Source organism: Streptomyces beihaiensis (genome assembly GCF_026274175.1).
Taxonomy (GTDB): Bacteria; Actinomycetota; Actinomycetes; order Streptomycetales; family Streptomycetaceae; genus Streptomyces; species Streptomyces beihaiensis.
Genome location: NZ_JAPHNL010000281.1, coordinates 15,892 through 38,691, shown reverse-complemented (window position 1 = coordinate 38,691; position 22,800 = coordinate 15,892). Strand labels below are relative to the sequence as shown.

Sequence of the window (22,800 nt, the reverse complement as noted above, 5' to 3'; positions counted from 1 at the left end):
CACGGCGGTCAACTCCCCGATCAGCGCATCGAGTTCGGTGAGCTTGCTGCGGTACACGGCGAGCGCGCCCAGGGCGCAGGAGAGCGCGGTTCGGCGTACGGAGCGGCGTACGGAAGCGGGGCAGCTGATCACCCGGCGCACGATAGCGCTGTAAATGGGATTATTCGGGCGCCGCGCGGAAGGTCTGCCCCGGCCGGCCGACCCCTGGGGGCCCTGCGGTGAGACCTGAACGGGTCACGTCCGCCCGCGCAGCGCCTCCGCCACCGCGCCGAGGTACGCCGTGTGCGCGGCGGCGCTGGGCGCGAGCTCCGGGTTCCAGGGCAGCACGGTCGCGTGATCGGCCACCGACGTCCAGTGCGGGTCGTGCGCGTACCGCTCGCGCGGCGCCGCGTTCGCCCGGGCGTCCAGGAGCACCACGTCGGGCCTGAGCTCCGCGGCGTCGGCCCAGGTGCCGGTGGACCAGTTGACGCCGGGGCCCTCGGGCGGCTCAACGGCCCGCACGCCGAGACCGGTCAGCGCGCTCAGGTCGGGCCACTTGGCGGGCCGTGCGAGATGCACGCTGTCCGGGCCGCCGGGGGAGAGGGCCAGTACGCGCACCGACCCGGCACGCTCCGCGACCGCCGCCAGCTCGCTCTTCGCGCGCGCGAGTTCCGCCGTCGCGCCCGGCTCCTCGGCCGCGCCGAGCGTGCGGCCGAGCTCGGCGAACCGCTCCCGCACCCCGGCCAGCGAGCTGCCCCGGCCGACGTCGATGACGACGGCCGGCACGTGCTCCTCCAGGTGCTTGGCCAGGTCCGGTTCGATCCCGTAGACCTGTCCGCCGCCGTACGTGAGGGCCACCACCAGGTCCGGCCGCAGGGCGAGCACGTCGTCCACGGCGAGCCCGGAGCCCGCCCCGAGGTACGGGACACCGTCGCCCTCCGCCCCGCCCAGGGGCAGGGACCCCGCCTTGGTCCGGTCCGGGTTCTCCCCGTCGTGGAACGAGCCGAAGAACCCGACGGGCCGCACCCCCAGATCCCACAGGCCGGCGGCGGCCTGTATGTACGCGACGACCCGCTCGGGCGTCCGTGGCGCGGTGGCCAGGTGCCCGCGGTCGTCGGTGAACTCCCAAGCTGTACGCGACCGTTCATCCATGCCGGGACCCTGCCCAGGCGGCCCGCGCGACACTCCGCGCCGCACCGGTCAAAACCGGCCGACAGGTCCTACGCGTCCCGTACGAGCGCCTTCGCGTCGCGCGCCAGGGCCGTGAGCCGGGATATCGCCCGGAAGTACTTCTTGCGGTAGCCGCCGTTCAGCATCTCCTCGCTGAACAACCGGTCGAAGGGCAGACCCGAGGCGAGCACCGGGATCTCCCGGTCGTACAGCCGGTCGGCGAGGACCACGAGCCGCAGGGCCGTCGACTGGTCGGGCACCGCCGAGACATCGGTCAGGCACACGGCCCTGAGCCGGTCGGTCAGCGCGCCGTACCGGCTGGGGTGCACGCGCGCGAGGTGCGCGAGCAGATGCGGGAAGTCGTCGAGCGAAGCGCCGTCGGTGGCGTACGCGGCCTTGGTGACCTGCTCGTCGGTGAACGGCGCGGGCGCCTCCGGCAGGCCCCGGTGGCGGTAGTCGTCGCCGTCGATGCGCAACGGCCTGAAGTGCGCCGACAGGCCCTGGATCTCGCGCAGGAAGTCGGCTGCGGCGAACCGGCCCTCGCCCAGCTTGCCCGGCAGCGTGTTCGAGGTCGCGGCGAGTGCCACGCCCGCCTCGACGAGCTTGCCGAGCAGGGTCGACACGAGGACGGTGTCGCCCGGGTCGTCCAGCTCGAACTCGTCGATGCACAGCAGCCGGTGACCGCTGAGCGTCCTCACCGTCTGCTGGAAGCCGAGCGCGCCCACCAGGTTCGTCAGCTCGACGAACGTGCCGAACGCCTTCTGCTCGGGCGCGGCCGGGGTCGCGTGCCACAGGGAGGCGAGCAGATGCGTCTTGCCGACGCCGTACCCACCGTCGAGATACACCCCCCGCGGTCCGCTCGGCACGGCGGCGGACCTGCGCCCGAACCACTTCTTCTTCGCCTTGCCCCCGGGGGCCCGCGCCCCGTCGAGCCCGGTGGCGAACCCGCCGAGGATCTGGACGGCCTGGTGCTGGCTGGGCTGGTTCGGGTCCGGTATGTACGTGTCGAAGCGGACGGCGTCGAACCGGGGCGGCGGCACCATCTCCGCGACCAGGCGCTCCGCGGGGACGTGCGGCTCGCGGGCGCACAGGGACAGCGGCGCCGCGTCGGCTATGGGGCTGATGCCCGCGCCACTACCCGACTGGCGGGCACCGGAGGCTTCGGTTGAGGACGACACAACTCCCCACCTTAGCCTCCGTGCCACACTGCACGTCATGCGACGCCTGTTCCCTGTGACGTACGAAACAGCAGCTGTCAAGGGCTACGAGGTCTCCCGGACGGCCGGCCGGGGCAGTGATCCGGGGGGCGAGGTGACGGAGCCGGACGGCGGCGAGTGGTCACTCGACGCGCTGGCCGACGCCTACGCCTACCCGCCCGAGGCGGCCGGGGCCCCCTGGCTGCGCGGCAACATGGTCGCCACGCTCGACGGCGCCGCCCAGCACGAGGGCCGCTCCCAGCCCATCTCCTGCCCCGCCGACATGCGGATCTTCGGCACGCTGCGGGGCCTGGCCGACGCGGTCGTCGTCGGCGCCGAGACCGTGCGTCAGGAGGGGTACCGCCCGGCCCGGGCCCGTGAGGCGTTCGCCGCGCGCCGGGCTGCGGCCGGGCAGGGCCCCGCCCCGTCGATCGCCGTGATCAGCCAGAGCCTCGACCTCGACTTCGGCCTCCCGCTCTTCACCGAGCCACTGGCCCCGACCTACGTGATCACCGGTGCCTGGGCGCCCGCCGACCGGGTGAGCGCGGCGCGCGAGGCGGGCGCCGAGGTCCTCGTCGCGGGCGACGGCGCCCGGGTCGATGTGGCGCTCGCGGTGCGGGCCCTGGCCGAGCGGGGGCTCACCCGGCTCCTGACGGAGGGCGGGCCGCGGCTGCTCGGCCAGTTCGTGGCCGCACACGTGCTCGACGAGCTCTGTCTGACCGTGTCTCCGATGCTGACCGCGGGCGACGCGCAACGCATCGCCGGAGGTCCGAAGATGACCATGCCGGAACGTTTCGAGCTGGCATCTCTCCTGGAGCAGGACGGTTTCCTCTTCACCCGATACCGTCGGAATCGACACACCCCGGAATGATCCGTTCCGTTTCGCTTCCGCTGGGCACACTAAAACTCGCAGACCCCGTGGCGGCACGGGGCAGGATGGTTTCCGCAGGTCCCCAGGAGGCCGCCGAAAGGCGGCCCACGGTAGGAGAAGAAGGGCGCCCGTCGTGTTCACGAGCGTATTGATGATCGAGAAGGCCCTGACGTCCGCCGACGTGGAGTTCGTCACCACCTTGCACGGCGACGAGGAAGTCTCCTTCCACGTGCTGCTCCAGCCCCGCGGAGACCAGGCGGACCGCCTGCTGCGGGCCATCGACGACATCGCGATGGGCGAACTGGACGAGGCGGCCCGCGAGCGCGAGGTCCCGGAGGGCGACGAGGCCGCGCAACCCGGCGAACAGGCCCTCAACGTCTCCTTGGCCGCGCTCCACCAGGCAGGCTGCGCCGCCGAGGGGCGGCTCGTCGAGGACCATCCGCTCAACGCCCTCAAGTCCCTCGTCGACGAGGTCGGGGCGGACGAGGTGATCGTCCTGACCGACCCGCACTACGTCGAGGAGTTCTTTCACCGCGACTGGGCCTCCCGCGCCCGCCACAAGGTCGGCGTGCCGGTCCTGAAGCTGTTCTCGTACAGCAAGGCGTGAGCACGGACGCAGCGCGGGGTGCGTGGCGGCACGGACCGAGGCAATAGGCTTGACCCGTTCCGCGCTCGACGTGTCCGCGGAGCCGCACACCCGAGAACCCAGGGGAGAAAAGCGCATGGCACCCGGCCTGCCCCAGTCCGTCTCCGACATGGACCGACCGCACTTCATCGGCATCGGCGGCGCCGGGATGTCGGGCATCGCCAAGATCCTCGCCCAGCGCGGCGCCCGGGTCGCCGGAAGCGACGCCCGTGACTCCGCCACGGCCGAGGCGCTGCGCGCGCTCGGCGTCACGGTCCACATCGGGCACGACGCCGCGCACGTCTGCCCCAAGACGAGCTGCGTCGTGGTCTCCTCGGCGATCCGCGAGGACAACCCGGAGCTGGCCCGCGCCAAGGAGCTCGGCATCCCGGTCGTCCACCGCTCCGACGCGCTGGCCTCCCTCATGGACGGCCTGCGCCCGATCGCGGTGGCGGGCACCCACGGCAAGACGACCACGACGTCGATGCTCGCGGTGTCCCTCACCTCCCTGGGCCTGTCCCCCTCCTACGCCATCGGCGGCGACCTGGACGCCCCCGGCTCCAACGCGCTGCACGGCGAGGGCGGCATCTTCGTCGCCGAGGCCGACGAATCCGACCGCAGCTTCCACAAGTACCGGCCCGAAGTCGCGATCGTCCTCAACGTCGAGCTCGACCACCACGCCAACTACGCGTCGATGGACGAGATCTACGAGTCCTTCGAGACGTTCACCTCGAAGATCGTCCCGGGCGGCACCCTGGTCGTCGCCGCGGACCACCCGGGCGCAGCGGAGCTGACCCGCCGCGTACGCGCGGGGGCGGCCCAGGCATCGGGCCTCACGATCGTCACGTACGGGGAGTCGCAGGACGCCGACGTCCGTATCACCGCCGTCACCCCCCGCGGCCTGACCAGCGAGGTCACCGTCCTCATCGACGGCGCGCCGCTCACCTTCACCGTCTCGGTCCCCGGCCGCCACTACGCGCACAACGCCGTGGCGGCGCTCGCCGCGGGCGCGGCGCTCGGCATCCCCGCCGCGGACCTGGCCGGCGCCATCAAGTCGTACACGGGCGTCAAGCGCCGCCTCCAGCTCAAGGGCGAGGCCGCCTCGGTCCAGGTCATCGACTCCTACGCCCACCACCCCACCGAGATGACCGCCGACCTGGAGGCGATGCGCGGCGCCGCCGGTGACGCCCGCCTGCTCGTCCTCTTCCAGCCCCACCTCTTCTCCCGCACCCAGGAACTCGGCAAGGAGATGGGCGACGCCCTCGCCCTGGCCGACGCCTCGGTCGTCCTCGACATCTACCCGGCGCGCGAGGACCCGATCCCCGGCATCACCAGCGCCCTGATCGTCGACGCGGCCCGCGCGGCCGGGGCCGACGTGCACGGCGAGTCCGACAAGGCGGCCGCCGTGTCGATGCTCGCGGGAATGGCCAAGCCCGGCGATCTCGTTCTCACCATGGGCGCGGGCGACGTCACCGAACTGGGCCCGCGCATCCTGGACGACCTGGCCAAGCGCTGACAAGGAGAAGATCCCCATGGCGTACGACGTGGAGAAGCCGGACGAGCAGTGGCGCGAGGAGCTGAGCCCGGCCGAGTACGCGGTGCTCCGCCAGGCCGGCACCGAACCCGCCTTCACCGGTGAGTACACCGACACGAAGACCAAGGGCGTCTACGCCTGTCGTGCCTGCGGCGCCGAACTCTTCACGTCGACGGAGAAGTTCGAGTCCCACTGCGGCTGGCCCAGCTTCTACGACCCCAAGGACTCCACCGCCGTGGAACTCCTGGAGGACCGCTCGCACGGGATGGTCCGCACCGAGGTGCGCTGCGCGAGGTGCGGCTCGCACCTCGGTCACGTCTTCGAGGGCGAGGGGTATCCGACGCCGACGGACCAGCGGTACTGCATCAACTCGGTGTCGCTGCGCCTTGAGCCGGACGGGGACTGAGCGGGCGTTCGTACCAGGTGCCCGGTTCTCCGCCCAGGCCGGCGGGGTCGGCCGGGCCGGACGCGGTGAAGCCGGCCTTCGCCAGCACCCGCCGCGACACCGTGTTCGCCTCGGCCGCGGCGGCCCGCACAAGGGGGCGTGAGGGTGGGCATGGCCCGAGCTTGGGCGAGGCGGCTCGGTGCGCGGAGGACGCCGGATAGGCTGCCCGACATGGAGCGGGGAACGAACGCGGGGGCGGACGACTCCGACGGCTGGCTCGCCGACACACGGGCCTCCTACGACACCGTCGCCGCCGACTACGCGGATCTGACACGGCACCTCCTGGACGAGACGCCCGAGGAGCGCACGGTCCTTGCGCACTTCGCCGACCTGGTGCGCGCCCGGGGCGGGGGGCCGGTGGCGGACGTGGGGTGCGGCACCGGGAGGATCACCGGTCATCTGCGGCGACTGGGCGTCGACGTGTTCGGCATCGACCTGTCGCCCGGGATGCTGGAGATGGCCCGCCGTGACCATCCCGGCGCGCGGTTCGAGCTCGGCTCCATGACGCGACTCGCTCTGGACGACGCCTCGCTGACCGGCCTGATCGCCTGGTACTCGACGATCCACGTGCCCGACGCGCAGATGCCCTCCGTCCTTGCGCACTTCCACCGGACCGTCAGACCGGGAGGGCCGCTGATCGTGAGCTTTCACGTCGGCGACGAGTCCCGATTCAAGAGTTCGGGCTACGGGGGGCATCCGATGAGGGTCCACGTCCATCAGCGGCGGCCCGGCCGGATGAGCGAGTGGCTGGACGCGGCGGGCTTCGACGTCGAGAGCCACCGGACGCTGACCTCCGCGGAGAGCAAGCTGGGCGTCATCCTCCTGGCGCGCCGCCGCCCCTGAGTCTCCGCCGCCCGGCCGGACCACGGTCCTGCCGGGCCGCTCGTCCTGCCGGGCCGCCGTCCGGCCGGCCGTGGTCCTGCCGGGCGCGCCAGGGGCAGGGCGGTCACCCCGGACAGGAACCGTTCGCCGCCTGGTCCGTGCGGTACGGCTTCGGCGGGCGGTAGCCCTTGGGGCGGGGGAACTCGACGACCGGGACGGCCTTGCAGACCGGCCAGTTGCCGTTGCCCGCCGTGTAGCCGAAGTCGCCGCTCGCTCCCCGCACACAGCCCTGGCAGGTGTCGCCGGGGAGCATCCGCATGTTCCTGATGACGTTCGTGACGTCCTGCTCGGACGGAAGCCGCCGGGCCGCGAGCTCCTTGCGCGCGTCGTCGACGGCCTGGCTCAGCACGCGGAACGCGTCGTAGTGCATGATCGCGTAACCGTCGTCCAGGGCGGCCCCCTTGAGCCCCGCCTCCTTCTCCATGACGGCGGCGAACGGGCCGAACTGACCGGGAGCGTTCTGGCCCGCGCGCCACGAAGGGCCGTCGGTTGGCGCCGCGTTGAGCGTGACGACACCGGCCTGCTCCATGTGCCTCCGGGACTCGGGCGTGGTGAGCCGGGACGTCAGCCCGGTCGACACACGCAGGATCCGGATGGGGTCCTTCGTCGTGCGGCTGCGGCACTCGGGATCGTTGGCGATGGCCTGCACCAGGTACGGCAGGTCCCAGTCCCGGCCCGCCAGGAACACCGTGTCCGAATCCGTCCGGCAGATGCCCTCCGCCGCGGCCGCCACGGCATGCGGTGCCCCCTCGTAGGGACCCATGGTGCCCACGTACGAGTTCTGCCGGATGCCCAGCTGGTACTTCCTGCCGAAGGTCTTCAGCAGTTCCTTCTTGGTGTTGGTCACGTACTTGTCCTTGGCCCGCGAGTCCCAGACCAGGTAGCCGTGGCCACGCCCCGGGTTCTTCGCCAGGTAACGTTCCAGCGCGTCCACCGAGTTGCGGTTGTTCGGCGCCACCTTGAACAGCGTGTCCGCCGCGATGTCCGTGGAGCTGAGGACGCCGCTGACCGCCGGGACGCCCGCGTCGGACAGCGCCCGCGCCGCGTCCTCGGTGGCCTGCACGCTGTTGGGCAGGCCCATCACGCCGACCAGGGGGGCGTCGCCCTCCTTCGGCTTCTGCGGGCCGGTCATCGCCGTCGCCCGGTCGACCGCCGGGCGCCACAGCGACAGGTCCGTGCCGAGGTTGCCGAGCAGCATCTCGAAGTTCACACCGGTCTGAGCGGTGTTGGCGGCGCGCTGCGCCGCGTAGGCGCCCGCGAGCGAGTGCTGGATCAGCTCCGCGGTCATCGCGCCGGAGTCCGACGGGTTGAACGGGAGCAGCAGCGCCACCTTCACGTACGGCTTGCGGCGGTCCTCGTCCCCGGGATGCTCCCAGGCGTCCCGCACCCGCTGGTTCTCCTTCGCCACGAGCGCGACCAGAGGGGCGAAGCGGGGATCGGGTCCGTGCGCGCCCGGCTTGAACGACGGCGTCCTGTAGGTGGCGTCCACCAGGCCGACGCATTCGCCCTGCCGCTCCTCCAGACCGTGCGAGCAGTCGCCCTTGGTGAGCACGGGCACCGTCAGGGCGGCCGCGGTGATCACCAGGGCCAGCGCCACCAGGCCCGCCAGGCCCTTCTCCGCGGGCCCCGGCGGGCGGCCCCGCAGCCGCGTGAACGGTCGCACGAACACCGTCCGGCCCAGCCAGAGCGCGGGGCGGACCAACACGTCAATGACTCTCACCGTGGCTCCTTCCAGGGCCGGGGCCCCGGTCCTGGGCGGGCAGCGCGGACGGCGGTGTGCGCAGCTCGCGCAGTTCGTCGTGCCACTCCTGCGCCGCGTCGAACAGCGTGCCCGCCCCCGTGACGTGCCGGCCCGACAGCTGCTCCAGCTCCCACTTGATCCGTCCGCACAGCGTCCCGTCCGGAGCGGTCAGCGGGTCCGCCGCCAGCCACACCGCGTGGGTGAGGCGGTGCACGCAGCGCCGTACGTAGTCGCCGGCCGACTCGGTGCCGGGCGCGCCCCGGGCGATCCGGCGGCACTCCTCGGCCCACTCGGGGCGCGGCGGATGCGGCGCCGACGCCACGTGCCACAGGTGGCGCAGCCACTCCTCGGCGGTGGTCGGCGGGGCGAACAGGTCGGTCAGGCCGCGCACCGCCTCGTCCGCGTCGCCCAGCGCGAGCGTGTGGTGCAGCGCGGCGACCGGGTCGCCCGCGCCCGCGTGGTGGTCGCGCAGCGTCGCGTGGACGGCGTCCCACGTCTGCGGCGGGTCCTCGGTGGGCGCGGGCGAGCGGCGCCGCAGCTCGTGGACGAGGACCGCGCGCAGGAACGGGTCGGCGACGAACGGCCGGTCCGCCGCCGCGCCGTGCTCGGTCCGCAGGTGGATGCGCGCGGCCGCCACCGCCGCCTGCTGCGCGTCCGAGGTGAGGAACGTGTCGGCCAGGGCGTGGGCCGCGCCGTCGTCCTGCGCCACCGAGAACAGCACCAGGCCCCGACGCAGCTCCGCGTCCGGGACCAGGCGGGCCGCGATCCGCCGGGTCACCGGCTGCCCGGCCAGGCGCAGGGTGCCCACGTCGTGGCCCGGCAGGTCGGCGGCGCGCGGGTCGGCCGCCACCGCGTCCCGCACCAGACCGCATCCCAGCGGCGACCCCTGCGTGAACCGGCGTACCGCACGCGGCAGTTCGGGCCGCGGGGGCGGATCGCCGGCCATCAGCATCGCCACGATGTCGCCCCGGTCGAGCGGCGGCAGCTCCAGGGCGACGACCCCGGCCGACGGCGTCCCGGTCTCCGGCCGCCTCCAGCCGCTCGCACCGCCCGCCAGCTGCGCCAGGGTGCGCACGGCCGCGTCGGGTCCCGCTCGGTGGCGGGCGTCGCCGCGGGCCGCGGCCACCAGGACCAGCGGGTCGCGGGCGCCCTGCGCACGGTGGGCGAGGAACTGGCCGAACAGGCGGGAGCCGTGGCCGCTGTGCACGTCGTCGAGGAGCAGCAGCGGGCGTGGTGTCTGGTTGAAGTGGGTCCAGCCACTGTAGTGGGCGCGCAGGTCCTCCAGGAGCGCCGCGGCGAGGGACGCCTCGGACTCCTCGCGCAGGTCGTCGCCGAGATGGAAGGCACGGCACAGCTCGGCCAGGGGCTCGGCGTCGCGTCCGGGCCCGAGCCGGGACGCGTAGAAGGACTGCACGTCACGGGCCTGGCGTCGGTGCAGATACCGGTCGGAGAACAGCCGTACGCAGGCGTCGGCGATCGGCGCGAGATCGCTGCGGTCGCCGAGGGCGACCAGCGCTCCCACGTCCTGTGCCCAGCTGCCCGCCCGCGGGTCGCCGTCGTCGGCAAGCCCGCACTCGGTGAGCAGGCGCTGCATGCGCGCCTGGGCGACGCCCTGCTCGCGCGCGTCGCCGCGGGTCCAGGCGGAGACGGCCGCCAGTCCGGTCCACAGGCGCGGCAGCCGCAACCGCTTGCGGCCGGTGATCGGCGCGCACAGCCCGCAGGCGGCGTCGGTGAGGATGTCGACGACCGGCGAGGTGTTGGCGACCATCGCCGCGGTGGCGTCGCCGCCGTCCGCACAGTTCACCTCGGCCACCGGCAGACGGGCCTGGTAGGCGCGCGCGAGCGCGTCGAGGACGGCGGTGCGTCCGCTGCCGTGCGGCCCCGTCAGCAGCAGGGCGGGAGGGTCGTCGGGGTGCGCCTGCCGCAGCAGTTTCGGCTCGTTCGCGTCGAGCCCCACCAGGCGCGGCACCAGGTCGTCGAGCAGGACGTCCCGCCCGTACAGTCTGCTCACGCTCTTCCTCCCCGCCCCGCCGCCGTCAGCCGAGCAGTCTCGTCAGTACGGGGCCGATGCTCTGCAACAAGGCCTGTGCGGCCACCGAGTTGGGGGCCGCGACCAGCTGTTCTCTGATCCGTGTGGCGAGGGCGCGCAGCCTGCCGCGCTGCTGCGGCAGGGCGCCGGTGCGGCGCAGCTCCTCGCTGTCCCGGATCAGCTGACGAAGCCGCTCGTCGTCGAGGTCGAGCCCGGCGGCCCGGTCACGGATCGTGTCGACGAAGTGCACGACATTGCCGTACGTGACGTTGAAGTCGCCCTGCACGGTGCCGATGTGGATGGCCCCCGCGCCGGGCGGCTCACGGGTCAGGAACGCGGACACGCCCTGCCCGGCGGCCGCGCACCGCCGTCCCGCCCCGGTCGGCGTCACCCGCGCCTCGACCGTCTCCCCGTCGAGCGCGAGCAGGCCCGTCTGGTGCAGAAAGCGCGCGCTGCCCTCGACATCGCCCTGGCTGAGCGGGGTGCCGTGGAAGAAGACCTGCTCGGAGACGAAGAACTCCTTCAGGCGCGGCCGGTGCCCGGCGCGCTCCTGCTCGCTCGCCCAGTCGAGCAGCGCGTCCTCGGTGTAGCGGTGCAGCGCCCCCTCGTCGTGCAGCTCGTCGGCGAGTTCGAGGGCGAGGGCGAGTCCGTCCGCGGTCAGCTCGGTGTCGGGCGGCGGGCGTTCGCCGTCCTCGTGGGCCAGGACCAGGCCCCGCTCCTGGAGGTCCTCGACGACCGCGGTGACGCCGAGCGCGGGCTTGTTCTGCTGCCGGGCGAAGTCACCCGTCGGCACCGGCACCCGGGTACGGCGGCCGGACTGCTCCAGGAGCCACAGGAGCAGCCGTACCTCGTAGCGGCCGGGCGCGGCCGCGCGTCGCGTCATCGTGAACCCAACCCCGTAGGCGCGGTGGCGTACCGCACAGTGTCTGAGCGGTCGAATTTACATCCGATCCTGATCTGTCACCAGGTATCGGTGGCCTCTGGGGCATCACAACTGCCTTACGGTGCCGGGGCATTGGGGCATATGTCCCGGGCCAGGGAGGGCCTGGCCGGGGATGCCGCTCAGTCGGTGACCGCGGGGGCGGTGACCCGCAGTCCCTTGATGCCGTTGATGAAGTTCGACACCAGGCGGCGCGGCGGTGCGGCGAGCGTCAGCGCCGGCAGCGCGCGCCCCACCTCCTCGTACAGCACCCGGAGCTGGAGCCGCGCGAAGTGCGCGCCCAGGCAGACGTGCGGCCCGCCCCCGAAGGAGACATGGGGGTTGGGGGTGCGGGACAGGTCGAGGCGGAACGGTTCGGCGAAGACGCGTTCGTCGTGGTTGGCCGACGCGTGGAAGACCACGACCTTGTCGCCCTTCCTGATCGCGTGGCCGGCGAGGGTGGTGTCCCTGGCGGCGGTGCGGCGGAAGGTGAGCACCGGCGGGTGACGGCGCAGGAGTTCGTCGACCGCCGTCGACATGTCGACCTCGCCCGCCCGCAGACCCGCGTACGCGGCCCGGTCCTCGGCCAGCAGGGCGAGCGCGCCAGGGGCGGCGCTTCGGACCGTGTCGTTGCCCGCGATCGTCAGCAGGAAGAAGAACATCTCCCGCTCGGGGCCGGTCAGTTCGGGGTCCGCGGCGAGGGTCGTCATGATGTCGTCGGCCGGATGGTCGCGCTTGTGGGCGGCCAGCTCGCCCGCGTACGCGAACATGTCGGCGAGCGCGGCCGGCGAGCGTGGGTTGACGGGCTTTCCGTCCGGGCCGAGCACCGGGGCGGCGGCCTCGTCGGGGTCCTGATAGCCGATGACCCGGTGCGTCCAGTGCAGCATCAGAGTCCGGTCGGACTCCGGCACGCCCAGCAGGTCGGCGAGGTTGAGCAGCGCGTAGTCGTCGGTGACCGTCGCCACCAGGTCCACCGGTTCGCCCGGCGCGGCCCCGGCGAGCGCCGCGCCGAGCAACTCGCGCGCGCGGGTGCGGGCCGCCGCCGTGAACGCCTCCACGCGGCGCGGCGTGAAGGCCCGGCTCACCAGGCGGCGCAGCCTGCCGTGGGCGGGCGGGTCCTGGTTGAGCATCATGCCGCGGATGAACGGAAGGTCGGCCGGGTCCGGATCGCGGATCTGGGTGGCACCGAGGTACGAGGAGTACGCCGACGCGTCCTTGAGGACCCGTGCGACGTCCGCGTGCCGGGTCACCGCCCAGAACCCGGGGCCCTCGGGCCAGCCGAGTACCGCGGGCTCTTCCTGCCAGGCCACCGGATCATGGTCGCGCAGCACCTGGTAGCGGTCGTGCGGCACCCCGCGCGCGTACACGCGGGGATCGAACACGTCGGCCCTCGCCGCACGGGGTGCCGTGTTCCGTGCCGTGCCGTCTGCCGTGCTGTCTGTCGTGCCGTCCGTCGTGTTGTCTTTGAACCCTCGTGTCACGCCTCGTCCGCCCGCAGAAAGTCCTCCACCACCCGGATCAGCGCCAGCGGCGCCTCATCCATCGCGTAATGTCCGCAGACCGGGAGGTCGACCAGCTCGCCGCGCGTGAACCAGGTCAACCACGTCGTCCGCATCAGCTCCGCCGACAGCGCCGGGTCGAGGCTGCCCGTCACAGCGAGCGCAGGGGTCGTACAGCCCGCCAGGTCGCGATGGAAGTCGTCGCCCGACCACGAGTCGAACCACGCGCGGAACGCCTTCGTGTCGCTGCACGCCAGCGAACGCTCCACCATGCGGTCCAGCCACGCCGCCGGGCGGACACCGCCGGTCGTCGCGTCGAGGATCGCGCGGCGGTTGGCGGGCACGGTGTCCGCACTCGCGAACAGCTCCAGCTGCTCGGGCGGCATCGACAGGCCCGACGCGGGGACCGGCGAGACACCCGCGATGCGCCGCACCCGCCGCGGCGCCGTCGCCACGACGCGCTGCGCCACGCTGCCGCCCATCGAGTGCCCGACCAGCGAGAACCGCTCCCAGCCGAGCCGGTCTGCCAGATCGAGCACGTCGGCCGCGGCCTCCGCCGTGGTGTACGCGCCCGGCGCGTCCTTCGCCTCCCCGTAGCCACGCAGATCCACGCGCGCGTACTCGAACGCGTCGCGGTCCAGGTCGGGCACGACCGGCTCGTACGCGGAGCGGTCGGCGAACCAGCCGTGCACGGCGATGACCTTGTGAGGCCCGTCGCCGTGCAGCGCGTACGGCAGGTGGAAGGAGGCCACGTCGACTCCCGGAGGTGTTGGGTGGACGGTCGGGTACACCGTGACGCGGGCCGCCGCGGTCCACAAGAGGGCACGCGGCGACGGTCGGGGACAATGGGTACGTGACTTCGCCCGATACCTCCTCCTCCCGGCCCGCCCCCGGCGACACCGCACCGCACCGCGGCCACCGCCCCGACCTGCTGGCCGACTGCGGCAGCTGCTTCGGTCTGTGCTGCGTGGCGCTGCCCTTCGCCAGATCGCAGGACTTCGCGCGCGACAAGAGCGCGGGCAACCCCTGCCAGAACCTCCGGGACGACTTCCGCTGCGGCATCCACGAGCGGCTGCGCGACGAGGGCTACCCGGGCTGCACGGTCTTCGACTGCTTCGGCGCGGGCCAGAAGGTGTCCCAGGTGACGTTCGGCGGCGTGAGCTGGCGGGAGCGGCCGCAGAGCGCGCGTGCGATGTCCGAGGTGTTTCCCGTCATGCGTCAACTGCATGAACTGCTCTGGTATTTGAACGAGGTCCTGGGGCTGCGCCGCGCGCGCCCCGTGCACCGGGACGCCCGGCGCGCCCTGGACGACATCGAGCGCCTCACACGCGCGTGCCCCGAGGAACTGGCCGCCGCCGACGTGCCGGCGATCCGGGCCGAGGTGAACACGCTGCTCCTGAAGGCCGGCGAGTTGGAACGGGCCCAGGTGACCGGCCGCAAGAAGAACCACCGCGGTGCCGACCTCGTGGGCGCGCGCCTGGCCGGGGCAGACCTCCGCGGCGCCAATCTGCGCGGCGCCCTGCTCGTCGCGGCCGACCTCACCGGAGCCGACCTGCGCGTCGCCGACATGATCGGCGCGGACCTGCGCGACGCGCGCCTGGCCGGCGCCGACCTCACCGGCAGCGTCTTCCTCACCCAGGCCCAGCTGAACGCGGCCCGCGGCGACCGCACCACCAAGCTGCCGCCCACCTTGCGGCGGCCCGCCCACTGGGAGGCGTAGGCACGGAACGGCTCAGGCGTGGCGGCGGGTGGGGCCCACCTGGAGGGGCGGGGCCCACCTGGAGGGTCGGGGCCCACCTGGAGGGGGCGGGTCCCGGAGCGGCAGGGTCCTCCGAAGGGGCGGGACCCATCCGAGGGGCGGGGCCCCGCAGGCGCATGGCCCACCGCAGGGGCGGGACCCACGCGAGGGGCGAACCCCAGGAGTGGCATGGCCCGCCGGTGATGCGGGACTCACCCGAGGTGCGGGGCTCATCCGAGGTGCGGGGTTCGCCCGAGGTGCGGGGGCTCGCGCGAGGTGCGGGACTCACCCGAGGCGAGGGGCTCACCCGACGTGCGGGACTCACCCGAGGTGCGGGGTTCGCTCGCCCGAGGCGTGAGCCCCCAGGAGCGGCGGGGCCAGGGGCGGTGGGCGCCGGAGCGGCGGGGCCTGTCCGGAGCAGACCGACGGCAGCGCTCGCGCGAGGCCCCGTACGTGCAGCGTGTCGAAGCCGTCGGTGCGCGCCGCCCGTGCGGCACGCGCCTCAAGGACCGCTTCGCACCCCGCCGAGGCCCGCGCGGGCGCCATGTCCCGCAGCGCGTCCAGGAGTCGGGTCGTGATCCGGTCGAGCGCGGGCCGCACCTGCGTCGCGAGGTCGGGCCGGTGGGTCGGGCGCTCGTCCGGGTGCGCGTCCCACCGGGCGTAGAGGCCGCGCTGCACCAGCTTGTTGGCCTCCATCTGGTCACGGAAGACGGCCCGCGCGTACGCCGGATCGATCCCGAGCGCCGCCGACCTGGCCGCCACCTCGGCCAGGATCTGCCGTTCCCTCGCCGGGTCGTCGATGGGCTTGTCCGTGCCGTACTTGGCCGCCGCGACCTTGTCCGCAAGGGCGACCCGCTCGGCCGCGAGCGAGGCGACCGCGGCCTGCGCGCGCGGCGCGGCGTGCGAGACGGCGCGGGCCCCGGCCGGGGACGGCTCCGAAGCCGGAGCGGCTGACGCGGAGGTGACCGCCAAGCCCAGACAGAGCGCCGCCGCGCTCGCGCCGAGAACGGCCAGGCGACGGGCGGCTTTACCGTACCGTTCCCCGGAACAGGCCCGGTCAGTCATCGGTTCACGCGATGGTGCGATCATGTGCCCTCGCAGGGATGGTCGTTGACGGGCGCGGGTAGGGCCGCGCCCATGACACAGCAGTCCTCACAGCCGTTCCAGCTGCCGCGCTTCTACATGCCCTACAAGGCCCGAATCAACCCGCACCTCGAAGAGGCCCGCGCCCATTCCAGCGTGTGGGCACGCGAGATGGGCATGCTGGAGGGGAGCGGCGTCTGGGAGCAGAGCGACCTCGACGCGCACGACTACGGCCTGCTGTGCGCGTACACTCACCCCGACTGCGACGGCCCCGCGCTGTCCCTGGTCACCGACTGGTACGTGTGGGTCTTCTTCTTCGACGACCACTTCCTGGACATGTACAAGCGCACCAACGACCGGGAGGCCGGCAAGGCCCACCTCGACCGGCTTCCGCTGTTCATGCCGATGGACCTCGACGCGGAGGTGCCCGAGCCCGAGAACCCCGTCGAGGCGGGCCTGATCGACCTGTGGCGGCGGACCGTCCCCGCCATGTCGCTCGACTGGCGCAGGCGCTTCGCCGAGTCGACCGAACACCTGCTCAACGAGTCGATGTGGGAACTGTCGAACATCAATGAGGGGCGCGTCGCCAACCCGGTCGAGTACATCGAGATGCGCCGCAAGGTCGGCGGCGCCCCCTGGTCGGCCGGGCTCGTCGAGTACGCGACGGCCGAAGTCCCCGCCGCCGTCGCCACGTCTCGGCCGCTGCGCGTCCTCATGGAGACGTTCTCCGACGGCGTGCACCTGCGCAACGACCTGTTCTCGTACGAGCGCGAGGTGCGCGACGAGGGCGAACTCAGCAACGGCGTCCTGGTCCTGGAGAAGTTCTTCGGCTGCACGACCCAGGAGGCCGCCGAGACCGTCAACGACGTGCTCACCTCACGCCTTCACCAGTTCGAACACACCGCCCTGACCGAAGTGCCCGCGCTCTGCCTGGAGAAGGGGCTGACACCGGACGAGGCCGCCGCCGTCGCCGCGTACGCGCGCGGGCTGCAGGACTGGCAGTCCGGCGGGCACGAGTGGCACATGCGCTCCAGCCGCTACATGAACAAGGGCGCCACCGCCCAGGCGTCGCCGCTGGACGGCCCCACCGGGCTGGGCGTCGGCGGCGCCGACGTGGCGGGACTCCTCAAGGACCTGGGCGCCCAGCGGCTGCGCGCGTACACGCACGTGCCCTACCAGAAGGTCGGCCCGGCCCGCATCCCCGACATCCACATGCCGTTCCAGCTGCGGCTCAACCCCGACCTCGAAGGCGCCCGCGCGCGTCTGCTGCCCTGGGCGCGCGAGACGGGCATCCTGGCGGAGGGCGTCTGGGACGAGGACAAGCTCGCCGCCTACGACCTGCCGCTGTGCTCCGCCGGGCTCGACCCCGACGGCACCCCGGAGGCCCTCGACCTCAGCGCGCGGTGGCTGACCTGGGGCACGTACGGCGACGACTACTACCCGCTGGTCTTCGGCCACCGCCGTGACCTGGCCGCCGCCAAGGCGTGCACCCGGCGTCTGTCCGCCTGCATGCCCGTCGACGGCGAGGAGATCCCGCCCCCGGCCAACGCCATGGAGCGCGCCCTGGCCGACCTGTGGCGGCGCACCACCGCGCGGATGACTCCAGAGCAGCGGCGCACCCTGCGGGCCGCCGTCGACGTCATGACCGAGAGCTGGGTGTGGGAGCTGAACAACCAGCTCCAGAACCGGGTCCCCGACCCGGTCGACTACCTGGAGATGCGCCGCGCCACGTTCGGCTCCGACCTCACCCTGAGCCTGTGCCGCATGGGCCACGGACCCGACGTCCCGCCGGAGGTGTACCGCAGCGGTCCGGTACGCGCGCTGGAGAACGCGGCCGTCGACTACGCGTGCCTGCTCAACGACGTGTTCTCGTACCAGAAGGAGATCGAGTACGAGGGCGAGATCCACAACGGCATCCTGGTCGTACAGAACTTCTTCGGCATCGACTACCCGTCGGCGCTCGCCGTCGTCAACGACCTCATGACGCAGCGCATGGAGCAGTTCGAGCACATCACCTCACACGAACTGCCCGTCCTGTACGACGACTTCCGTCTCGGCCGGACCGCGCGGGACGGCATGGAGGCGTACCTGGAGTCGCTGCGCGACTGGCTGGCCGGCATCCTCAACTGGCACCGGGAGGTGGACCGTTACCGGGCCGACTACCTCGCCGGGCGCGCCCACGGATTCCTGCCGGACACGGTTCCCGCGCCGCCCGTGACGCCGGTGGCGCCCGGGTGGCTCGGGGCCGCGGTCGCCTCCTAGCCCGCGGCTGACGGCGCGGCGGTCGCCGCGTGGGCGGTCGCCGCGCGGGCCAGGCCCTGGACGATCGGGTGCGGGCGGCTGCCGTCGCCGTGCAGCTCCGGCTGGAACAGCGTGGCGAGGAAAAACGGGTGGCGCTCCACGGGGAGTTCAGCGATCCGCGCCTGCCCTTCCGTGTCGGTGCCGGTGAACCGCAGCCCGTGCGCGCGCAGCGTGCCCAGGTGTGCGGCCACCGGCCCGTACTGGCAGTGGTAGCGCTCGACCGTGCGGTCCGCGCCGAGCAGCTCCTCGGCGCGCGACCCGGGCGTCAGCGTCACCGTGCCCTCGTGCCCGACGAGCGAGCAGGACAGCGGGGCGATGAGCGGGTCCGCCGCACCGGGGTCGTTCTCGGCGTGTGCGGCCCCGGACAGGCCGCACACGTCGCGCGCGTACTCCACAAGGGCGTGCTGGAATCCGCCGCACGTGCCGAGGAACGGGATGCCCCGCTCGCGCGCGGTGCGGATCGCGGCGAGCACTCCGGCCTCGCTGCGGTACGGGCTGCCCGGCAGCACCCACACCGCGTCGAACCCGTCGACGGCGCCCGGCCGCCCGGCGTCCTCGGACGCGATCCAGTACGCGTCGAGCACCAGCCGCTCACGCGCGGCCAGGGCGTCGAGGAGCACGGGGACGCGGGTGTGGGAGACGACATGAGGGGAACGGTCGCCGACGAGGGCGAGACGGGCCGGGGACCGCCCGGGGCGGTGCTCTGCGGTGTTCATGCGCTCCATCGTCGGCGCGGGCACCCGTTCACGTCCAACGATGAAGACTGCACTCTCCATAAGTGTGCCTGATGCGGGCCCACGTGGATCAGCGATCCTGTGCGCATGGACCCGCATCTGCTGCGCACGTACGTGACCGTCGCCCGCCTCGCCTCCTTCTCGGCCGCCGCGCACGAGCTCGGCTACACCCAGTCCGCCGTCTCCCAGCACATCGCCGCGCTCGAACAGGACCTCGGCGCATCCCTCCTGACCCGCCGGCCGGTCGCCCCCACCCCGGCCGGTCGACGGCTGCTGGAACACGCGGGGCCACTGCTGCTGCGCCTGGACGCCGCGCGCGTGGACGTGCGGCGCACCGCGGCCGCGCCCGAACCGGGCCTCACCGTCGCCGCCACGCCGACCGCGCTGCGCGAGCGCGCCGCCGCGTCGCTGCCGTTCGCCGGGGTGACCGTGCGCGTGCTGCGCCGCGACGCCGTGCCCGCCGAGGTCGCCACGGGCGCCGCGGACGTGGGGCTCGTCGACGGCGTCGCGGCGCCCAGCGACCCGCTGAGACTGCCCGACGTCGCGCCGCTCACCACACGCGGCGTCGCCGAGGAACCCGTCCACGTCGTCCTCCCCGCCCGCCATCCACTGGCCCACCGCACCGGCCTGCGCCTCGCCGACCTCGTGGACGCCCGCTGGCTCGACGCGCCGGGCGCCGGGCTCCCGCTCGACCAGCTGCGCGCCGCCCTCGGCAACGGTGGCCTGCGCGCCGCTCTCCGCTACGACGGCACGGACGTCGCCACCCTGCTCGCCCTCGCCGCGGCGGGACACGGCCTGACGGTGCTGCCCGCGAGCGTGGCCGCGCACGCGCCGGGAGCCGTCGCCGTGCCGCTGACCGAACCCCGCGTCGTCCACCGCGTCGAGCTCGTCCACGCGGGTGAGCTGCGCGGTCCCGCGGCCGAGTACGCGCGCGTACTGGCCGAGGTCTGACCCGGCCGCCGAGCCCGCCCCCCCCAAGACGCGAAGAGGGGAAAATCGAGCGGAATCGTCCACTCTCACTCGTTCGTGGATCGTCGGGCAGGGGCGCCGAGGGTAGGGCTGTGGCCGAGGCGTTCCGTGGACCGGAAGCGAGCGAGCTATGGAACAGACGGCGTTGCGTCCCAAGTCCCTGCCGGGAGCCCCGGACCCCGACCCCGGCGGTGGTCCCGGCGGCCCGGCCGGCTCCGCGCCGGCCCGCGGGCCCGCGCGCCGCCGCCCGCACGCCGCACGCCGCCGCGGCAAGCGCCTGGTCAGCACCGTGCTCGGCGTCGGGTGCGCCCTCGTCCTGGTGCTCGCGGGCGTGGGCCTCGGCACGGTCGGCGCCACCGTGATCGGCATGAGCAGGCTTGCCGCGCTCCAGAAGGCGCGGCAGCAGGCGAACGCGGGACCGGGGCAAAGGCCCGGTTCGCACTCGGCGGGCAGCACCGCCCCGAAGCCGGGCCCCGCCACCACGCCGCCCCCGGCCTCGCCCCCGGCGATCGCGGCGGCCCGCGTGAGCCTCGGCGTGGAGGCGGTGGACGCGCCGGGCGACGGCGGCGCGCTCGTCGTCGCCGTCCACGTCCCGGGGCCCGGCTACACCGCGGGCCTGGTCCGCGGCGACGTACTCCTCGACCTCGGCGGCACCCGGATCGGCTCCGCGAAGGACCTCGCGGCGGCCGTTGCCGCCGCCCACCCGGGGAGCCCCCTCGCGCTGACGGTCCGGCACAGCGGCGGCGGCCGCCAGCAGCTGTCCGCCCTCCCCGGCGTCATCACCTGACACCCGCCCCGGACCGGACCGGCCGCGGACCCCGGACCGGCCGCGTACCGGGACCCGGCCGCCGCCCGTACGGCCGCCACCCGCCGAGCGAGGCGGACTCGCGCCGTCCGCGCCGGACGGGCAGGATGCTGCCCGTGGGCCCGCGACCGCGTGGACCCCGAGACCGCCCGTAGGGCAGGAGGCCCTGGAGATGACGACCGGCACACCCGCGCCGTTCACCGCCGCCGACTACAAGGCCCGCATGGACCGCGCCGCGCGGTCCGCGGCCGACGCCGGACTCGCCGGAGTGCTCGTCGCGCCGGGCCCCGATCTGGTCTGGCTCACCGGCTACCACGTGCCCGCCGACACCGAACGCCTCACTGTGCTCGTCCTCGCCGCGGGCCGCGAGCCCACGCTCGTCGTGCCGACCCTGGAGGCCCCGGACGCCGCCGCGGCCCCCGGCGCCGACGCCATGACCCTGCGCGACTGGACCGACGGCACCGACCCCTACGGCGTCACCGCCCCGCTGCTGGAGACCACCGGCCGCTTCGGCGTCAGCGACAACGCCTGGGCCATGCACCTGCTCGGCCTGCAGCGGACTCTGCCCGACAGCTCGTACGTCTCCCTCACCGAGGCGCTGCCGATGCTGCGCGCCGTCAAGGACGCCGCCGAACTGGAGCGCCTGGCGGCGGCGGGAGCCGCTGCGGACGCAACGTACGAGGAGATCCGGAGAGTTCCCTTCGCCGGGCGCAGGGAGAACGAGATCGCCCGCGAGCTCGCCCACCTGCTGCGGCAGTTCGGCCACTCCCAGGTCGACTTCACGGTCGTCGGCTCCGGCCCCAACGGCGCCAACCCGCACCACGAGGCGAGCGACCGGATCATCGAGGAGGGCGACATGGTCGTCCTTGATTTCGGCGGCCTCCGACACGGTTACGGCTCCGACACCACCCGCACCGTCCACGTCGGCGAACCCACCGCCGAGGAGCAGCGCGTCCACGACGTCGTGCGCGAGGCGCAGACCGCCGCATGCGAGGCCGTACGCCCCGGCATCGCCTGCCAGGACGTCGACCGCGTGGCCCGCAAGGTCATCACCGACGCCGGGTACGGCCAGTACTTCATCCACCGCACCGGGCACGGCATCGGCGTCACCACCCACGAACCCCCCTACATGATCGAGGGCGAGGAGCAGCCGCTCGTCCCCGGCATGTGCTTCTCCGTCGAACCGGGCATCTACCTGCCCGGCCGGTTCGGCGTCCGTGTCGAGGACATCGTCACCGTCACCGAGGACGGAGGCAGGCGCCTCAACGCCACCGCGCGGGACATGGCGATCGTGGGCTGAGCCGCGATGCCGCCGACACCCCAGCCGACCGGACCGACCACGGCGCCCACCACGGAGGCCGTGCGCCGCCTGGTGGCCACCCTGCTGCCCGGCCGCCGCGCCGAGGTGCGACCGGCCGGCGCGGGCCTCGTCCACGACACCTGGTGGGTGGGGACCGGTCACGTGCTGCGCCTGGCTACGTCAGGCTCCGTCTCCACGCGCCTGCGCCGCGAGGTGCGGCTGCGCGACCTCCTGCGCCCCCACGTCCCGGTCCCCGTACCGTCGTCGGTCGCCGCGGGGGAGTGGGCGCCCGGTCTCGCGTACACCCTGGACACCCGGCTGCCCGGTGAGACCGCCGAGGCCAGGGACGTCACCGCGGGCGGTGAGGAGGACCTCGCGGGACTGCTGAGCGCCCTGCGCGACATCCGGACCGCGCGGGTGGTGCCGCTCGGCGTGCCCAAGGTGCTGCCGCGCTCCCTGGACCACCTGCGCCGCGAGGCGGGCCCCGCGGCACAACGCCTCGACGAGGAGGGCGAGTTCGACGCGGCCCGCCTCAAGCAGCTCACGGCCCACGCCGTCGCCCAGCTCGGCTCCGGCGCCGATGCCGTCCTCGTCCACCACGACCTCAAGGGCGAGCACCTCATCGTGTCGCCTGATGGCCGGGTGCGCGGCGTCCTCGACTGGGCCGACGCGATCGTCGGCGACCCGGCCGAGGACATCGCGGGCCTCGCCGTCGCGGTCGGCGCGCGGGCGGCGGTGCGCTCCGCGACGCTGGCCGGGTACGGCGCGCGGATCTGCCTGCGCGGCCTGTGGCTGGCCCGCTGTGACGTCCTGATCCGACTGGCCGCGGTCCCGCGCGGTCCGGACACCACCGGTCCACGGGCGCTGCCGCGTACGCAGCTGGAGCGTGCGTGGGAGCCGATCCTCCTGGAGCTCGTCTCGGACGGATGAGGCGCGGCGCGCGGGCCGCCGCCGAGCGGGCGCCACCGGCCACGGACACA

Annotated in this window: 20 protein-coding genes; 11 read left to right on the top strand and 9 right to left on the bottom strand. The window is 73.8% G+C overall.

The features are described 5' to 3' along the window. Positions 1-234 precede the first annotated feature (234 nt). A complete protein-coding gene (locus OFY01_RS24005) occupies positions 235-1,131 on the bottom strand; it encodes a TroA family protein (protein ID WP_266603204.1) in 897 nt (298 codons plus the stop codon). A gap of 68 nt (positions 1,132-1,199) precedes the next feature. Next, a complete protein-coding gene (gene zapE, locus OFY01_RS24000; protein WP_266603203.1) occupies positions 1,200-2,366 on the bottom strand; it encodes a cell division protein ZapE in 1,167 nt (388 codons plus the stop codon). Between zapE and OFY01_RS23995 the strand changes: the two genes are divergently transcribed. The 5 genes from OFY01_RS23995 (at position 2,365) to OFY01_RS23970 (ending at position 6,663) form a co-directional block, all read left to right on the top strand. Continuing rightward, on the top strand, positions 2,365-3,216 hold the full coding sequence (locus OFY01_RS23995) for a pyrimidine reductase family protein (RefSeq protein ID WP_266603202.1): 852 nt from the start codon (positions 2,365-2,367) through the stop codon (positions 3,214-3,216). The two genes, zapE and OFY01_RS23995, sit on opposite strands and share 2 nt — an antisense overlap. 133 nt (positions 3,217-3,349) lie before the next feature. Then, a complete protein-coding gene (locus tag OFY01_RS23990) occupies positions 3,350-3,823 on the top strand; it encodes an indole-3-glycerol phosphate synthase (protein ID WP_266603201.1) in 474 nt (157 codons plus the stop codon). 115 nt (positions 3,824-3,938) lie between these two features. Then, positions 3,939-5,357, top strand: a complete 1,419-nt coding sequence (gene murC, locus OFY01_RS23985) for a UDP-N-acetylmuramate--L-alanine ligase (protein WP_266603200.1) — start codon at positions 3,939-3,941, stop codon at positions 5,355-5,357. Positions 5,358-5,373: 16 nt separating this feature from the next. After that, the gene (gene msrB / locus OFY01_RS23980; RefSeq protein WP_266603199.1) at positions 5,374-5,781 is read left to right on the top strand and encodes a peptide-methionine (R)-S-oxide reductase MsrB; all 408 of its coding nucleotides are present in this window, start codon (positions 5,374-5,376) and stop codon (positions 5,779-5,781) included. 210 nt (positions 5,782-5,991) lie between these two features. Next, positions 5,992-6,663 carry a class I SAM-dependent DNA methyltransferase gene (locus OFY01_RS23970; protein ID WP_266603198.1) on the top strand — a complete coding sequence of 224 codons (672 nt, stop codon included), beginning with the start codon at positions 5,992-5,994 and terminating at the stop codon, positions 6,661-6,663. Positions 6,664-6,766: 103 nt separating this feature from the next. Here the strand turns inward: OFY01_RS23970 and OFY01_RS23965 are convergent, their stop codons facing one another. The 5 genes from OFY01_RS23965 to OFY01_RS23945 all read right to left on the bottom strand — a co-directional run bounded on the left by OFY01_RS23965 (position 6,767) and on the right by OFY01_RS23945 (position 13,642). Next, positions 6,767-8,422 (bottom strand): hypothetical protein, encoded by a 1,656-nt coding sequence (locus OFY01_RS23965; RefSeq protein WP_266603197.1) that lies wholly within the window; start codon positions 8,420-8,422, stop codon positions 6,767-6,769. Then, on the bottom strand, positions 8,409-10,454 hold the full coding sequence (locus OFY01_RS23960) for an ATP-binding protein (protein ID WP_266603196.1): 2,046 nt from the start codon (positions 10,452-10,454) through the stop codon (positions 8,409-8,411). The genes OFY01_RS23965 and OFY01_RS23960 overlap by 14 nt, the downstream gene beginning before the upstream one ends. Before the next feature lie 25 nt (positions 10,455-10,479). After that, a complete protein-coding gene (locus OFY01_RS23955; RefSeq protein WP_266603195.1) occupies positions 10,480-11,355 on the bottom strand; it encodes a hypothetical protein in 876 nt (291 codons plus the stop codon). 179 nt (positions 11,356-11,534) lie between these two features. Then, entirely contained in the window at positions 11,535-12,773 is a 1,239-nt protein-coding gene (locus OFY01_RS23950; RefSeq protein WP_266603194.1) for a cytochrome P450, read from the bottom strand. Between the two features lie 95 nt (positions 12,774-12,868). Beyond that, positions 12,869-13,642: an alpha/beta fold hydrolase gene (locus OFY01_RS23945; RefSeq protein WP_266603193.1), complete on the bottom strand. Its 774-nt coding sequence runs from the start codon at positions 13,640-13,642 to the stop codon at positions 12,869-12,871. A gap of 101 nt (positions 13,643-13,743) precedes the next feature. Here OFY01_RS23945 and OFY01_RS23940 point away from each other — a divergent pair, with 101 nt between their 5' ends. After that, entirely contained in the window at positions 13,744-14,610 is an 867-nt protein-coding gene (locus OFY01_RS23940) for a pentapeptide repeat-containing protein (protein WP_407700410.1), read from the top strand. A 339-nt stretch (positions 14,611-14,949) separates the two neighbouring features. On the opposite strand, the gene OFY01_RS23935 is transcribed toward OFY01_RS23940, so the two are convergent. Further along, on the bottom strand, positions 14,950-15,600 hold the full coding sequence (locus OFY01_RS23935; protein ID WP_266603192.1) for a chorismate mutase: 651 nt from the start codon (positions 15,598-15,600) through the stop codon (positions 14,950-14,952). A gap of 165 nt (positions 15,601-15,765) precedes the next feature. Between OFY01_RS23935 and cyc2 the strand changes: the two genes are divergently transcribed. Then, positions 15,766-17,973, top strand: a complete 2,208-nt coding sequence (gene cyc2, locus OFY01_RS23930; RefSeq protein WP_266603191.1) for a germacradienol/geosmin synthase Cyc2 — start codon at positions 15,766-15,768, stop codon at positions 17,971-17,973. Here cyc2 and OFY01_RS23925 read toward each other — a convergent pair. Then, complete coding sequence (locus OFY01_RS23925; protein ID WP_266603190.1) at positions 17,970-18,728, bottom strand: CTP synthase C-terminal region-related (seleno)protein; 759 nt, start codon at positions 18,726-18,728, stop codon at positions 17,970-17,972. The genes cyc2 and OFY01_RS23925 overlap by 4 nt on opposite strands. 105 nt (positions 18,729-18,833) lie before the next feature. On the opposite strand from OFY01_RS23925, the gene OFY01_RS23920 reads away from it, so the two are divergent. The 4 genes from OFY01_RS23920 to OFY01_RS23905 all read left to right on the top strand — a co-directional run bounded on the left by OFY01_RS23920 (position 18,834) and on the right by OFY01_RS23905 (position 22,750). Continuing rightward, the gene (locus OFY01_RS23920) at positions 18,834-19,697 is read left to right on the top strand and encodes a LysR family transcriptional regulator (protein WP_266603189.1); all 864 of its coding nucleotides are present in this window, start codon (positions 18,834-18,836) and stop codon (positions 19,695-19,697) included. Between the two features lie 148 nt (positions 19,698-19,845). After that, complete coding sequence (locus tag OFY01_RS23915; RefSeq protein WP_266603188.1) at positions 19,846-20,502, top strand: PDZ domain-containing protein; 657 nt, start codon at positions 19,846-19,848, stop codon at positions 20,500-20,502. A 190-nt stretch (positions 20,503-20,692) separates the two neighbouring features. Further along, positions 20,693-21,820 carry an aminopeptidase P family protein gene (locus OFY01_RS23910; RefSeq protein WP_266603187.1) on the top strand — a complete coding sequence of 376 codons (1,128 nt, stop codon included), beginning with the start codon at positions 20,693-20,695 and terminating at the stop codon, positions 21,818-21,820. 6 nt (positions 21,821-21,826) lie between these two features. Then, a complete protein-coding gene (locus OFY01_RS23905; RefSeq protein WP_266603186.1) occupies positions 21,827-22,750 on the top strand; it encodes a phosphotransferase family protein in 924 nt (307 codons plus the stop codon). The last annotated feature ends 50 nt before the right edge of the window (positions 22,751-22,800 follow it).

Bases quoted from the DNA above. Each gene is read 5' to 3' on its own strand.
- OFY01_RS24005 (WP_266603204.1), bottom strand. From the start codon at position 1,131: ATGGATGAACGGTCGCGTACAGCTTGGGAGTTCACCGACGACCGCGGG.
- OFY01_RS23995 (WP_266603202.1), top strand. From the start codon at position 2,365: ATGCGACGCCTGTTCCCTGTGACGTACGAAACAGCAGCTGTCAAGGGC.
- zapE (WP_266603203.1), bottom strand. From the start codon at position 2,366: ATGACGTGCAGTGTGGCACGGAGGCTAAGGTGGGGAGTTGTGTCGTCC.
- murC (WP_266603200.1), top strand. From the start codon at position 3,939: ATGGCACCCGGCCTGCCCCAGTCCGTCTCCGACATGGACCGACCGCAC.
- msrB (WP_266603199.1), top strand. From the start codon at position 5,374: ATGGCGTACGACGTGGAGAAGCCGGACGAGCAGTGGCGCGAGGAGCTG.
- OFY01_RS23970 (WP_266603198.1), top strand. From the start codon at position 5,992: ATGGAGCGGGGAACGAACGCGGGGGCGGACGACTCCGACGGCTGGCTC.
- OFY01_RS23955 (WP_266603195.1), bottom strand. From the start codon at position 11,355: ATGACGCGACGCGCGGCCGCGCCCGGCCGCTACGAGGTACGGCTGCTC.
- cyc2 (WP_266603191.1), top strand. From the start codon at position 15,766: ATGACACAGCAGTCCTCACAGCCGTTCCAGCTGCCGCGCTTCTACATG.
- OFY01_RS23925 (WP_266603190.1), bottom strand. From the start codon at position 18,728: ATGAACACCGCAGAGCACCGCCCCGGGCGGTCCCCGGCCCGTCTCGCC.
- OFY01_RS23920 (WP_266603189.1), top strand. From the start codon at position 18,834: ATGGACCCGCATCTGCTGCGCACGTACGTGACCGTCGCCCGCCTCGCC.
- OFY01_RS23915 (WP_266603188.1), top strand. From the start codon at position 19,846: ATGGAACAGACGGCGTTGCGTCCCAAGTCCCTGCCGGGAGCCCCGGAC.
- OFY01_RS23910 (WP_266603187.1), top strand. From the start codon at position 20,693: ATGACGACCGGCACACCCGCGCCGTTCACCGCCGCCGACTACAAGGCC.
- OFY01_RS23905 (WP_266603186.1), top strand. From the start codon at position 21,827: ATGCCGCCGACACCCCAGCCGACCGGACCGACCACGGCGCCCACCACG.